Origin of the sequence: Gordonia sp. OPL2 (assembly GCF_003797825.1) — a bacterium.
Lineage (GTDB): Bacteria > Actinomycetota > Actinomycetes > Mycobacteriales > Mycobacteriaceae > Gordonia.
The window spans coordinates 532676-545338 of sequence record NZ_RKME01000001.1; the positions used below are offsets into that span (position 1 = coordinate 532676).

The 12663-nt window shown below is 67.3% G+C and carries 13 protein-coding genes; 9 read left to right on the forward strand and 4 right to left on the reverse strand.

Translation table 11 applies throughout. The features are described 5' to 3' along the window. Positions 1-197 precede the first annotated feature (197 nt). Both ilvD and EEB19_RS02345 read left to right on the forward strand, forming a co-directional pair. Complete coding sequence (ilvD, locus tag EEB19_RS02340) at positions 198-1913, forward strand: dihydroxy-acid dehydratase (protein ID WP_262365376.1); 1716 nt, start codon at positions 198-200, stop codon at positions 1911-1913. Positions 1914-1968: 55 nt separating this feature from the next. Continuing rightward, on the forward strand, positions 1969-2523 hold the full coding sequence (locus EEB19_RS02345) for a DUF4334 domain-containing protein (RefSeq protein WP_187582762.1): 555 nt from the start codon (positions 1969-1971) through the stop codon (positions 2521-2523). Between the two features lie 16 nt (positions 2524-2539). On the opposite strand, the gene EEB19_RS02350 is transcribed toward EEB19_RS02345, so the two are convergent. Then, positions 2540-2977 (reverse strand): VOC family protein, encoded by a 438-nt coding sequence (locus EEB19_RS02350; RefSeq protein WP_187582764.1) that lies wholly within the window; start codon positions 2975-2977, stop codon positions 2540-2542. Positions 2978-3118: 141 nt separating this feature from the next. On the opposite strand from EEB19_RS02350, the gene EEB19_RS02355 reads away from it, so the two are divergent. Next, positions 3119-3706: an FKBP-type peptidyl-prolyl cis-trans isomerase gene (locus tag EEB19_RS02355; protein WP_187582766.1), complete on the forward strand. Its 588-nt coding sequence runs from the start codon at positions 3119-3121 to the stop codon at positions 3704-3706. 8 nt (positions 3707-3714) lie between these two features. On the opposite strand, the gene EEB19_RS02360 is transcribed toward EEB19_RS02355, so the two are convergent. Next, the gene (locus tag EEB19_RS02360) at positions 3715-4626 is read right to left on the reverse strand and encodes a hypothetical protein (protein ID WP_187582768.1); all 912 of its coding nucleotides are present in this window, start codon (positions 4624-4626) and stop codon (positions 3715-3717) included. Further along, positions 4623-5426, reverse strand: coding sequence for a GNAT family N-acetyltransferase (locus tag EEB19_RS02365; RefSeq protein ID WP_187582770.1), 804 nt, complete (start codon positions 5424-5426; stop codon positions 4623-4625). Before EEB19_RS02365 ends, EEB19_RS02360 begins: the two co-directional genes overlap by 4 nt. A 74-nt stretch (positions 5427-5500) precedes the next feature. Between EEB19_RS02365 and EEB19_RS02370 the strand changes: the two genes are divergently transcribed. From EEB19_RS02370 to EEB19_RS02395, 6 genes are all read left to right on the forward strand, one after another. Next, positions 5501-6121 carry a LysE family transporter gene (locus EEB19_RS02370; RefSeq protein ID WP_187582772.1) on the forward strand — a complete coding sequence of 207 codons (621 nt, stop codon included), beginning with the start codon at positions 5501-5503 and terminating at the stop codon, positions 6119-6121. Positions 6122-6174: 53 nt separating this feature from the next. After that, positions 6175-7074 (forward strand): MBL fold metallo-hydrolase, encoded by a 900-nt coding sequence (locus EEB19_RS02375; RefSeq protein WP_187582775.1) that lies wholly within the window; start codon positions 6175-6177, stop codon positions 7072-7074. A 91-nt stretch (positions 7075-7165) separates the two neighbouring features. Further along, a complete protein-coding gene (locus EEB19_RS02380) occupies positions 7166-7393 on the forward strand; it encodes a dodecin (RefSeq protein ID WP_187582777.1) in 228 nt (75 codons plus the stop codon). Between the two features lie 113 nt (positions 7394-7506). Beyond that, on the forward strand, positions 7507-7950 hold the full coding sequence (locus tag EEB19_RS02385) for a Fur family transcriptional regulator (protein ID WP_187582779.1): 444 nt from the start codon (positions 7507-7509) through the stop codon (positions 7948-7950). A 120-nt stretch (positions 7951-8070) separates the two neighbouring features. After that, a complete protein-coding gene (gene katG, locus EEB19_RS02390) occupies positions 8071-10218 on the forward strand; it encodes a catalase/peroxidase HPI (RefSeq protein ID WP_187583095.1) in 2148 nt (715 codons plus the stop codon). 82 nt (positions 10219-10300) lie between these two features. After that, complete coding sequence (locus EEB19_RS02395; RefSeq protein WP_187582781.1) at positions 10301-11917, forward strand: lactate permease LctP family transporter; 1617 nt, start codon at positions 10301-10303, stop codon at positions 11915-11917. Here EEB19_RS02395 and bluB read toward each other — a convergent pair. After that, entirely contained in the window at positions 11903-12607 is a 705-nt protein-coding gene (bluB, locus tag EEB19_RS02400; RefSeq protein ID WP_262365377.1) for a 5,6-dimethylbenzimidazole synthase, read from the reverse strand. The genes EEB19_RS02395 and bluB overlap by 15 nt on opposite strands. Positions 12608-12663 lie beyond the last annotated feature (56 nt).

Genomic DNA, 12663 nt, shown 5'->3' on the forward strand with positions numbered 1-12663 from the left:
TCAACTGGGACAGCGAGTGGGAGGTATGGCTCGCAACGGTTCCCGCTGAGTGAGCCGGCGAGCGTCCGCACCCCTCGGGGCACCGTGAGACGGGGTGGTCGGGCCCGGCAAGGCACCATGCGCTGCTTCTGGGCGGGCAATGCCGCCCCTCGTCGACTCGACCGGCGGTCACGACACGGAGCGATAGTCTGGCCTTCATGACCAACCGCACACAGTCCGGCACCGACATCGACATCAAGCCCCGCAGTCGCGACGTCACGGACGGCCTGGAGAAGACCGCGGCGCGCGGCATGCTCCGGGCGGTCGGCATGGGCGACGACGACTGGGTCAAACCCCAGATCGGGGTCGGTTCGTCCTGGAACGAGATCACCCCGTGCAACCTCTCGCTCGACCGCCTGGCCAAGGCGGTCAAGGAGGGTGTTCATCAGGGAGGCGGATACCCGCTCGAGTTCGGCACGATCTCCGTGTCCGACGGCATCTCCATGGGACACGAGGGAATGCACTTCTCGCTGGTCTCGCGGGAGGTGATCGCCGACAGCGTGGAGACCGTGATGAGTGCAGAGCGCCTCGACGGCTCGGTGCTTCTCGCCGGCTGCGACAAGTCCCTGCCCGGAATGCTCATGGCGGCCGCACGACTCGACCTGGCGTCGGTGTTCCTGTATGCGGGTTCGACCCTGCCGGGATACGCGACCCTGTCGGACGGTTCCGAACGGCAGGTGACCATCATCGACGCGTTCGAGGCGGTCGGCGCGTGCTCGCGCGGTCTGATGAGCCGGGAGGACGTCGACACCATCGAACGCGCCATCTGCCCCGGCGAGGGTGCTTGCGGCGGCATGTACACGGCCAACACGATGGCCAGCGCGGCCGAGGCCCTCGGCATGTCCATCCCGGGCAGCGCGGCTCCCCCCGCTCCGGACAAGCGGCGCGACCAGTTCGCGCGGCAGAGCGGCGCGGCGGTCGTGGAGATGCTGCGTCGCGGGATCACTGCCCGCGACATCATGACCCGTGAGGCATTCGAGAACGCGATCGCGGTCGTGATGGCCTTCGGCGGTTCCACGAACGCAGTCCTGCACCTGCTCGCGATCGCCAACGAGGCCGAGGTCGAGTTGTCGCTCGACGACTTCATCGCCGTCGGTGCACGCGTCCCACACCTCGCCGACGTGAAACCGTTCGGGCGGCACGTGATGACCGACGTCGACCGTATCGGTGGTGTGCCCGTGGTGATGAAGGCCCTGCTCGATGCCGGTCTGCTGCACGGGGATTGTCTGACGGTCACCGGATCGACCGTCGCCGAGAACCTGGCGCACATCGCGCCCCCGGATCCCGACGGTCAGGTGCTGCGCGCGACGAAGTCACCCATCCACCCGACCGGTGGGATCACCATCCTGAAGGGCTCCCTGGCCCCGGAGGGTGCCGTGGTGAAGTCGGCAGGCTTCGACTCCGACGTGTTCGAGGGTGTGGCACGGGTTTTCGATCGCGAACGCGCCGCGATGGACGCCCTCGAAGACGGCACCATCACCGCCGGCGACGTGGTGGTCATCCGCTATGAGGGCCCGAAGGGCGGCCCCGGGATGCGGGAGATGCTGGCGATCACCGGCGCGATCAAGGGCGCAGGACTGGGCAAGGACGTCTTGCTGATGACCGATGGACGGTTTTCGGGGGGCACCACCGGGTTGTGCGTGGGCCACGTCGCACCGGAGGCGGTCGACGGCGGCCCCATCGCGCTGGTGCGCGACGGCGATCGTATCCGCCTCGACGTCGGCAGCGGCACCCTCGACCTGCTGGTCGACGACCACGAACTCGAAACGCGCGCACAGGATTTCACTCCGCTGCCGCCGCGTTACACCCGCGGGGTGCTCGCCAAGTACGCCAAGCTCGTCACGTCCGCATCGCAGGGCGCGGTGTGCCGTTGATCCCGGGCTGCGGTCCCGGACATCGGTATCTGACACCGCGCGTATCCTGACTGCCATGACGCTGCTCGAGAACATCTCCACGGTACCGACGACGGCATCGGAGGCCTTCGACCTGTTCGACTCCTCCGATGCCGTCGATCCCGACTTCATGATCGGCACGTGGCGTGGCACCGAGCTGCCGACCGACCATCCGATGGACGGCCTCCTCGTCGCCAGTGGATGGTGGGGCAAACAGTTCGTCGACGCCGAGACCGTTCATCCGTTGCTGTTCCGCACCCGCGACGGGAACTCGTTGTGGGCGATGAATCCGACGATCGCCTTCGGCGGCGTACCGCTCGCGCGTCGCGTGCCGCAGGTCAAGAATCACTCGTTCGCGCGGCCGATCGCAGCGACGCGCCTGCTGTCACAGACGCGGACCTCGCGGGCTCGTCTGCGCACCACGCGGTTCCGCGGTGTCGACACCGCGACGATGATGTACGACCAATTGCCGATCAATGACGTGTTCCGGCGCCTGTCCGACCATGCCGTCATCGGGACCATGGATCTCAAGGGTGTGGCGGCGCCCTACTTCTTCGTCCTCGAACGCGACGCCTCTCTGACGTTGCGCTGACACGCCGCACAGGGCGTCAATCGAGGCAGAACTCGTTGTCTTCCGGGTCCCGCATCACGATGTGGCCGCCCTGCAGCGGCGGGTCCGGCTCGTGGCGGCCCTCTCGCGTGGCCCCGAGGCCGACGAGTCTCGAACACTCGGCCTCCAAGGCGGCCATCCGCTCATCCCCCACCGCGTCCGGGGCCGAACGGACGTCGAGGTGGACGCGGTTCTTCGCGCTCTTGCCCTCCGGGACGCGCTGGAAGAAGATCCGCGGCCCCTCTCCGGCCGGGTCGATCAGGGCCGATGCATCGTTACGACGCTCGGGTGGGACGTTCATGGCCTCCAATGCCGCATCCCAGGAATCGAATCCGGGTGGAGGGTCCTGGACCCGGTAGTCGAGCACCTCTGCCCAGAACCCGGCCAGCGCCGCCGGGTCACCGCAGTCGAACGTCACCTGGATCTCGCGTGCCATCACTTCTCCTCGGTCGGTCGTCGGGATCCGCACCTGCGACCAGGACAGCGGACACCACCTCACAGTCAGAAGACTTGCAGGTATCGCGGACATGTGGCGTCCGTTATCGGAGAGTACGGCGACTTCGGTAGGTTGATCAGCATGATTGCTCGTCGTGGTGTCCTGATGTCGACCGTGCTGGTCGCGCTGACCTTGTCCGCATGCGGTTCCACCGATTCCTCGTCGGAGTCGACGACCGGCAGCGAGTCGTCACCGCCTGCGGCGTCGAGCTGCCCGACCGCGGCACCGGCCGGCGACGTCGCACCGCAATGGGAATACGAGGGGGCGACTGGCAAGGTGGCCGTCACAGGCTCCACGGACGACACCGCGCCGCGCATCGATGTCACCACGCCGTTCTCGGTCGTGACCACCCAGGTGCAGACGTTGCAGGAGGGAACCGGGCCGGTCGTCGCGGACACCTCGACGGTCTCCGTCTGCTACGTGGGCGTCGACGGGCGTGACGCCAAGGTCTTCGACAGCAGCTACGAGCGTGGCGCGCCTGCGGAGTTCCCCCTCGACGGCGTGGTGACCGGATTCAAGAAGGCCATCTCGGGCCAGAAGGTCGGTTCGACCGTCGCGGTCGCGATGTCGCCGAACGACGGCTATCCGGACGGTATGCCTGATGCGGGGATCCAGAAGGGCGACACGTTGGTGTTCGAGATCAAGATCCTGTCGGCCCAGGCAGGCTGAGCCACCGACTAGGAACGCACCACTGCATCGACGCGTGCACGCGCGACCTCGACGCGATCTCGAGCACGCGTGAGGGCCTCTGCGGCGCTCGCCTGTTCGCTCTCGGCGACCTCGGCCTGACGTTGCGCGAACCGCAGCTCGCCGTCACGCCGGGCGAGTTCGGCCCGCAATTCCTCGACCTCACCGGACAGCACCCGCGCATGCTCGCGAGCTGCCGCGAGCTCACGATCGCGCTCCTCGACCGCATGCCGAGCAGCGTCGGCGGCCGTCTCGGCATCCGCCAGTGACGATCGCGCCGCGGCGATCTCCGCGTGCGTGTTGGTGGCTGACCCGGCAGTGTCGCACGCGCCGTCGACCACGGAATCCTCGCCGCCGACCGCATCCGCCGACATGACGTCGGAGACGTCACCGGAAGGTTCCGGATCGGGGACGACGAACACTCCGGCCGGACCGAATCCGCTGTACTCGGCAGCGGCGACCAATCGGCCGCGCCGGAGGTCATCGGCGACGTCGGGGTCGGCGATGGCGGCGCGCAGCGATTGCGTGACCTCCCGTACCGCGTTCGGCGACAGTGTCGATCCGAGGTCGGCGGCCACGGCGGCCACCTGCGCGGCGGACTCGGCGACGACGTCCTGGCGCCGTGCGGACAATTCGCGCAGCCGATCGGCAGACGACGTGCGCTGGGCCGTCAGCATGTCCGCACCGAGGGCCAGGACCGCGGACACGCCATCGGGTTCGCGGCGAGCCCACTGGTTGATCGCCCACGCCCCCTGTGTCGGGCGCCGAAGCGCCGCCACCTCACGGGCGAGGACGCGATCACCGTCGGCCTTGGCACGTCGGACGATGGCCGTCCGACGTGCCACGAACTCGGCGGGAAGCACCCCGTACAGTTCATCGGTCGCGTCGTCGAGATCGGTCATCGCCCAGCCTGTCCGGTCGCGATCCGAACCCGACGCCGTTCCCCGACCTTGGCGAAGCCCAGATCCTGCAGGATCGGCGACGACGTCTGTTCGGCGTGGACGAGCGCGAGCGTCGCCCCGCGCTCGGCGGCGTCACGAAGTCTGGCCGTGATCAAGCCGCGGTAGACGCCGCGACCGCGGAACTCGGGCAGGACTGCGGCGCCCCACATCCGGGCCACCTCTCCCACGAGCGAGTACCCGCCTGCGCCGGCAGGCGCTCCGGAGGAGGTCGCTACGAACAGGCCCGGCGCCTCGTCGTCGTCCTTCGCCGACTCGGGATCCTGCAGCACCGGCGGCGCGAATCCCCACGCCAGGCGGGAGATCCGATCGAACTCGGCGATGCCTGCCTCGTCGATGGCCTTGTGCGCGCGCACTTCTGGCGGAACCGAGATGCGCGTGGCGAATGGCCAGGAGATCTCGGTGGCCACCACATCGATCACCGCTTCCGTCTCGGCGTGCAGGGCGACGAGATCGAGCGCGTCGACACCCGCGAGGGGTCCCGGGCCGATCGTCACGAGGGCGGTGTGCGCTCCGCGGCCCTCGGCGATCACCAACGCTCGTCGGATGACTGCGAGAGGATCGGCTGCGGGCCCGAGGTAGTTGAGCAGTGTTGCGGCACCGTCCTGTTCGTAGAACTCGAAGCCGTCGACGACCACATACCGCGATCCCGGCGGATGCCACGACGAGCGCCACCGCGCGGACTCACGGAGCACTCTGTCCGACGACCAGTCCACGCGCGTCGTATCACCGGCATCGCTCATCCGACCTCCTGCGGTTCCCTCGAGCCTACGACGCCCGTGCTCGGCGCGGACGAGTGCGTCACTACTCTCGACCCGTGCAGATCTCCACCTGGTGGGCGTTGCTGACCGCCTGTCTCGTCATCAGTTTCACCCCGGGGGCGGGCGCGATCAACACGATGAGCAATGCGCTCAATGCGGGCTTCCGACGGGCGATCTGGGGTGTGCTGGGTCAGCAGGCGGCGCTGATGATCCAGCTCGTCGTCGTCGCGGCGGGATTGGGCGTGGTGGTTGCCAAATCACCCACGGCCTTCGCCGTCATCCGCTATCTGGGCGCCGCGTATCTCGTCTATCTGGGCGTCCGCCAGTTCTTCCGGCGCCCCGATCTGTCCGACGAATCCGTTGCAGCGCTGGCAAGCGAGTCACGCTGGTCGATGTTCGCGCGGGGCGTGTGGGTGAATCTGCTCAACCCCAAGGCGATCGTCTTCCTGCTCGCGTTCATCCCGGGATTCGTGCACACCGACCGATCTCTTCTCGGGCAGTATGCGGTGATCGCGGCCACGATCGTCGTCGTCGACATCGTGGTGATGTGGTTCTTCTTCGCAGTCGTGGCCCGAGGTTTCCGACGGGCGAGCAGCGGTGAGCGCGGACAGCGCATCCTCAATCGGGTGTTCGGTGTGCTCTTCATCGCCGTCGGCATTCTGCTCGCCGTGGCCTGATCGCCGCCATGAACCATTGACAGTCGGGGACTCGGAGAAGTAGAGCAGAGCGCATGACGACCGTCGACCCGAAGGTGCGCGAGGAACAGTTCGGCGCCGTCACGGTGCTGGCGAGCATGCACGGCGGGGCGTTCCCGTACGGCAACACACTGGTCGTGACGGGGTCCGACGGACACCTCGTGCTCGATCCGTCACTCGACATCGATCACGACCCGGTCGGCGCCGACGCGATCCTGATCAGTCACGCCCACGAAGACCACATCGCAGGACTGCGGCACTTCGACGGTGCAGTCTTCGCCCACGATGCCGACGTCGAGGGCGTCCGCTCGCTCGACGTCCTGATCCAGGGTTACGGATTGACCGCCGACGAGCGTGCCGCGGTCGCCGCGGACATCGGTGACACGTTCCGGCTTCCGCCCGGATTCCCCGATGCCGGTGCGGTCGTCGACGGTCACGTCTTCGACCTCGGCGACGTCACCGCCACGGTCGTGCATCTCCCGGGACACACGGCCGGACACTGCGGAGTGCTCGTCGAACCGACCGGATTCCTCTACGTGGCCGACATCGATCTCACCTCCTTCGGACCCATGTACGGCGACCTCGGCAGCAGCGTCGACGATTATCTGGCGTCCATCGACCGTGTCCGCGACATCGATGCACGCTGGTACGGAACGTTTCATCAGAAAGGTGTCGTCGAGGGCGTCGCGGAGTTCCGTCGCCGCCTGGCCGACTACGAGGCCGTGATCCATCGTCGCGAGGATCGCCTCCTGGAGTTCCTGGACCGCCCGCGCACGATCGCCGACATCGCGGCTCACCGCCTCGTGTACCGACCGCATGTCGATCTCCCCTTCGTCGACGCCGTCGAGAGACGGACTGCGCAACTGCATCTCGAGCGACTCATCCGCCATCGACAGGTCGCCGACACCGGCACAGGGGCATTCGTACGTCGCTGAGGCGTTGCCCGGTTCCGGTCGGGTCACGACCTCGACATCGTTCTGCCCAAAGCATCCCGACGTGATCGGTGTCCGTGGAAGTATCTCGGTCATGAGCGAGCACACATATCGAGTCATCGAGGTCGTCGGCTCCTCCCCCGACGGATCCGACGCCGCCATCGCCAACGCGATCGCTCGCGTGTCCCAGACGACGCGCAACGTTGAGTGGTTCGAGGTCACCGAGACGCGCGGCCACGTTGTCGACGGCGCCGTCGCCCACACCCAGGTCACCCTGAAGGTCGGATTCCGCATCGACCCCGCCGACACGGTCGACGGCTGATCCGGCGGGTTCCCGGGTCCGGGGCGACGCGTCCGTAGGTGACACCGACAAGATTTCTCGTCTCATCCTGAGATTTTCTGGACCGAGTCCAGAAAACTGTGCATACTGTTCGTGTGTCCGCATCACCTGAGTACGCCGAGCAGTTGCGATCCGTCGCACTGCGCGTGACCCGCCCACGGGTCGCTGTGCTCGAGGCGGTCCACGCCCATCCACACGCCGACACCGAGACCGTGATCAGCGCGGTCCGCGCCGAGCTCCCCGACGTGTCCAGGCAGGCCATCTACGACGTACTCGGTGCGCTGAGTACGTCAGGCCTGATACGTCGCATCCAACCGGCTGGGCACGTCGCCCGTTACGAGTCGCGGGTCGGCGACAACCATCACCACGTCGTCTGCCGCTCCTGCGGCATCATCGGCGACGTCGATTGTGCCGTCGGCGAGGCACCCTGCCTCACGCCGTCGGACCACCACGGTTTCGTCCTCGACGAGGCCGAGGTCATCTATTGGGGCCTGTGCTCCGATTGCGCAGCCTCTCCCACTTCGGGATCACGCCCGTGATCACAGCCCGAATCACCCACTCCCGAAAGGATTGTCGTGACCGAGGAAAATCCGGCCCACGCGACTGAGCACCCGCCGATCGCCGAGGCGAACACGGAGGCAGCCGAGAAGGGCTGCCCCATGCGCATCAAGCCGCCGGTCGAGGGCGGCGGCAACCGTGACTGGTGGCCGAATCAGCTCAATCTGAAGCTGCTCGCACACAATCCGGATGTCGCTAATCCGCTCGGCGGAGACTTCGACTACGACGCCGCGCTGGCCGACCTGGACGTCGATGCCCTGAAATCCGACCTGAAAGAGGTCATGACGACCTCGCAGGCGTGGTGGCCGGCCGACTTCGGCCACTACGGCCCGCTGTTCATCCGTATGTCCTGGCATGCGGCCGGCACATACCGCGTGGAGGACGGCCGTGGTGGCGCCGGATCCGGCATGCAGCGCTTCGCCCCGTTGAACAGCTGGCCCGACAACGCGAGCCTCGACAAGGCCCGCCGCCTCCTGTGGCCGGTCAAGAAGAAGTACGGCAGCGCCCTGTCCTGGGCCGACCTCCTCGTCCTCGCGGGCAATGTCGCACTGGAGTCGATGGGCTTCAAGACCGCCGGATTCGCGTTCGGTCGCGTCGACGAGTGGGAACCCGAAGAGGTCTACTGGGGCCCCGAGGCCGAATGGCTCGGCGACGATCGCTACACCGGCACCCGCGACCTCACCAATCCCCTCGCCGCGGTCCAGATGGGTCTGATCTACGTGAATCCGGAGGGGCCCAACGGCAATCCGGACCCGCAGGCATCTGCGCACGACATCCGCGAGACGTTCGGCCGGATGGCCATGAACGACATCGAGACGGCAGCTCTCATCGTCGGCGGCCACACCTTCGGCAAGACGCACGGCAACGGTGATGCCGAGCTGGTGGGTCCCGAGCCCGAGGCGTCGCCGATCGAGCAGCAGGGTCTGGGCTGGGCGAACCCGCAGGGCACCGGGGTGGGCGCGGACGCGATCACCAGCGGCCTCGAGGTGATCTGGACGCACACACCCACCAAGTGGGACAACAGCTTCCTCGAGATCCTCTACGGCAACGAATGGGAACTGACGAAGAGTCCGGCCGGTGCCAACCAGTGGAAGCCGAAGGACGGCGGCTGGGCCAACTCGGTGCCCGAGGCCCACGGGGCGGGCAAGACGCATCCGTCGATGCTGACCTCCGACCTCGCGCTTCGGGTCGACCCGATCTACGGCGAGATCACGCGGCGCTGGCTCGATCACCCCGAGGAGCTGGCCGACGAGTTCGCCAAGGCGTGGTTCAAGCTGCTGCACCGTGACATGGGTCCGGCCGTCCGCTATCGCGGACCGCTCGCGCCGTCGGAGCACTACCTGTGGCAGGACAACGTACCCGCGCAGGACGGCGCCGTCATCTCCGACGCCGACGCCGACTCCCTCAAGGCTCAGATCCTCGCGTCGGATCTGACGGTGGCACAGTTGGTGTCGACCGCGTGGGCAGCGGCGTCGTCCTTCCGTGGCAGCGACAAGCGCGGTGGCGCCAACGGCGGTCGTATCCGACTGCAGCCGCAGGCGGGCTGGGAGGTCAACGAGCCCGATGAGCTCGCCCAGGTCATCGGCAAGCTCGAACAGATCCAGGAGGCGTTCAACGCGGAGTCGGGCGCGAAGGTGTCCTTCGCCGATCTCGTCGTCCTCGGTGGCGTCGCGGCAGTCGAGAAGGCAGCGAAGGATGCCGGCCATGACGTGTCGGTTCCGTTCACCCCGGGTCGGACGGACGCGACCCAGGAGCAGACCGACGTCGAGTCGTTCGCCTACCTCGAGCCCAAGGCCGACGGTTTCCGCAACTACGAGGGCAAGGCCAGCGAGCTGCCCGCGGAATACCGACTCATCGACAAGGCGAATCTGCTGACCCTGTCCGCACCGGAGATGACCGTGCTGGTCGGCGGGTTGCGGGTTCTCGGTGCCAATCACAAGGATTCGGCGCACGGCGTGCTCACCGACAAGCCCGGACAGCTGACGAACGACTTCTTCGTCAACCTGCTCGACATGGGCACCGAGTGGAAGCCCTCACCGGCTGACGACGGCACCTACATCGGCAAGGACCGTGCGTCCGGCGCCGACAAGTGGACCGGCACTCGGGCGGACCTCGTGTTCGGTTCGAACTCGCAGCTGCGGGCCCTCGCCGAGGTCTACGGCGAGGACGACGCCCAGGCGAAGTTCGTGAAGGACTTCGTCGCCGCGTGGGACAAGGTGATGAACCTCGATCGGTTCGACCTGGCCTGATCGCGTTCGCCTCACGACACCCCCCGATTCCTGCAAGGATCGGGGGGTGTCGTGATCGACGGACCCGGAGGGGACGCCCGTGATGTGGGACCAGCAGTACGCGCCGTTCGAGTCCGTTTATCTGTCCGCCCTCGTCGGCGCGATCCCGGTGCTGGTGTTCCTACTCGGTCTGGTCGTCCTCAAACTCAAGGGCATCACGGCCGCCGCCATCTCGGCGGCGGTGGCCGCCATCGTGGCATTGTTCGTGTTCGACATGCCCTTTCCGAAGGTCGTCGGCGCCGCACTCTATGGCGCCGTCTCCGGGCTGTGGCCGATCGCATGGATCATCGTGCTGGCGGTGTGGCTGTACAAGATCGCCGTCAAGAGCGGTCAGTTCGAGGTGATCCGCTCCTCGATCGGCGGGATCTCGGCCGATCAACGAATCCAGGTGCTGCTCATCGCATTCTGCTTCGGCGGCCTCCTCGAAGGCGCGGCCGGATTCGGTGTGCCGATCGCCATCTGCGCGGCCCTGCTGGTCGAGCTGGGCTTCCGTCCGATCAAGGCGGCCATGTTGTGCCTGGTCGCCAACGCCGGTGCGGGCGCCTACGGTGCGATCGGCATCCCCGTCATCCAGGGCGCCAAGGTGGGTGAGGTCGACCTCGGTGAGTTGTCGAACTGGATGATCCCGGTGATCCAGGGTCTCACTGCCCTGCTGCCGCTCATCCTGGTCGCAATCCTCGACGGCTGGAACGGTATCCGACACACCTGGCCGGCATGGTTGGTGACCGGGATCGTGTTCTCCGGTGCGCAATGTGCGGTGCTGTGGCTGGCGGGACCGGAACTGACCGACATCCTTCCGCCGCTGCTCGCCATGGTCACGCTCGCGGGACTGACCCGCGTCTGGCAGCCGCCCGAGATCTATCGTGAGGCGGGCGCGAGCGACACACGCGGCGAGCGATACTCGGTGTGGGAGATCGTCAAGGCGTGGTCCCCGTTCTACTTTCTCACCGGCGCCATCCTGGTGTGGAGCCTGCCGTGGTTCAAGGATCTGTTCACACCCGGCGGCGCATTGGATTTCACGGTGCTCTCCATCCACATGCCGTGGATCGACGGCACGATCGTCGCACACCCGCCGGTCGCCGCGAGCTCGGTGCCGACCGCCGCCGTGTGGACCGTCAGTCTCATCGGCGCCTCGGGCACCGCGGTGCTCGGCGCCATCCTCGTCACCGGTGCATTCGCCCGGATCACCGTGCCCGAGGCGCTGGGTCAGCTGAAGGCCACCGTCGCCGAACTGTGGCGCCCGATCGTCCTGATCCTGCTCGTGCTGGCACTCGCCTACATCGCGAATCTGTCCGGTGCGACCGCCGCGATCGGCCTCGCGCTGGCCAACGTGGGAGACATCTTCCCGCTAGTCTCCCCCGTCATCGGCTGGATCGGCGTGTTCATCACCGGATCGGTGGTCAACAACAACACCCTGTTCGCGAAGCTCCAGGCGGTCACCGCACAGCAGCTGGGTGTCGATCCGACACTCCTGGTCGCGTCGAACACCGGCGGTGGGACGATGGCCAAACTCGTGTCGGCTCAATCGATCGCGATCGCGGCCTCGGCCGTGGGCGAGACCGGGAACGAGTCGTCGATCCTGCGCTCCACACTCAAGTACTCGCTGGTGTTCCTCGCCGTCGTCTGCGTGACCGTCTTCGTGCTGTCATTGCTCGCCTGAGGCCGCCTCGCTCGGTGTGCGGTAGGTCTCTCGGTGGACCGCCGCCTCCAGCGGCCGGCCGGCACGCCAGCCGAAGTGCTCGAGGTCGGGTACGCCCCGGAACTGCGTGACCGGTCCGACGCACAGCCACGCGATGGGCTCGATGTCGTCCGGAATCGAGAGCAACTCGCGCAGGAAAGCCTTGTGGTAGAAGGAGACCCAACCGACGCCGATTCCCTCGGCGGTCGCGGCGAGCCACAGGTTCTCGATGGCGAGGGCCACCGACAACCGACCCGTTTCGTCGATGGTGCGCCGTCCGAGCACGTGGGACCCGCCTCGCGACGGGTCGTAGGTGACGACGATGCCGGTACCCGACTGCTCGATGCCGTCGATGACGATGGGGCCGAATGTCTCCGCACGATCCGGTGGCAGCGATCGGGCGAAGTCCTCGCGACAGCCGGCCACGTGCGCCGCGAAACGGGTCAGCGTCGCCGGTGCTCGGACGACGACGAAATCCCACGGCCGGGTGTGTCCCACGCTCGGTGCCGCGTGTGCCGCACGCAGCAACCGGAGCAGGACTTCCTCCTCGATGACATCGCCGCGGAACTCGTTGCGGACGTCCCGGCGCGTCGCGATGGCCTCGTACAGCGTCATGGTCGTCCCGGCGCTCGACATGACCGGATGCGGCTCCCCCACGTCTCCCTCTCCCATGACATCAACCAACCACGCCGGTGCGAGGCACCGTCGAGCGGGGATCCGTCTGTGAC

Bases quoted from the DNA above. Each gene is read 5' to 3' on its own strand.
- ilvD (WP_262365376.1), top strand. From the start codon at position 198: ATGACCAACCGCACACAGTCCGGCACCGACATCGACATCAAGCCCCGC.
- EEB19_RS02345 (WP_187582762.1), top strand. From the start codon at position 1,969: ATGACGCTGCTCGAGAACATCTCCACGGTACCGACGACGGCATCGGAG.
- EEB19_RS02350 (WP_187582764.1), bottom strand. From the start codon at position 2,977: ATGGCACGCGAGATCCAGGTGACGTTCGACTGCGGTGACCCGGCGGCG.
- EEB19_RS02355 (WP_187582766.1), top strand. From the start codon at position 3,119: ATGATTGCTCGTCGTGGTGTCCTGATGTCGACCGTGCTGGTCGCGCTG.
- EEB19_RS02360 (WP_187582768.1), bottom strand. From the start codon at position 4,626: ATGACCGATCTCGACGACGCGACCGATGAACTGTACGGGGTGCTTCCC.
- EEB19_RS02365 (WP_187582770.1), bottom strand. From the start codon at position 5,426: ATGAGCGATGCCGGTGATACGACGCGCGTGGACTGGTCGTCGGACAGA.
- EEB19_RS02375 (WP_187582775.1), top strand. From the start codon at position 6,175: ATGACGACCGTCGACCCGAAGGTGCGCGAGGAACAGTTCGGCGCCGTC.
- EEB19_RS02380 (WP_187582777.1), top strand. From the start codon at position 7,166: ATGAGCGAGCACACATATCGAGTCATCGAGGTCGTCGGCTCCTCCCCC.
- katG (WP_187583095.1), top strand. From the start codon at position 8,071: ATGCGCATCAAGCCGCCGGTCGAGGGCGGCGGCAACCGTGACTGGTGG.
- EEB19_RS02395 (WP_187582781.1), top strand. From the start codon at position 10,301: ATGTGGGACCAGCAGTACGCGCCGTTCGAGTCCGTTTATCTGTCCGCC.
- bluB (WP_262365377.1), bottom strand. From the start codon at position 12,607: ATGGGAGAGGGAGACGTGGGGGAGCCGCATCCGGTCATGTCGAGCGCC.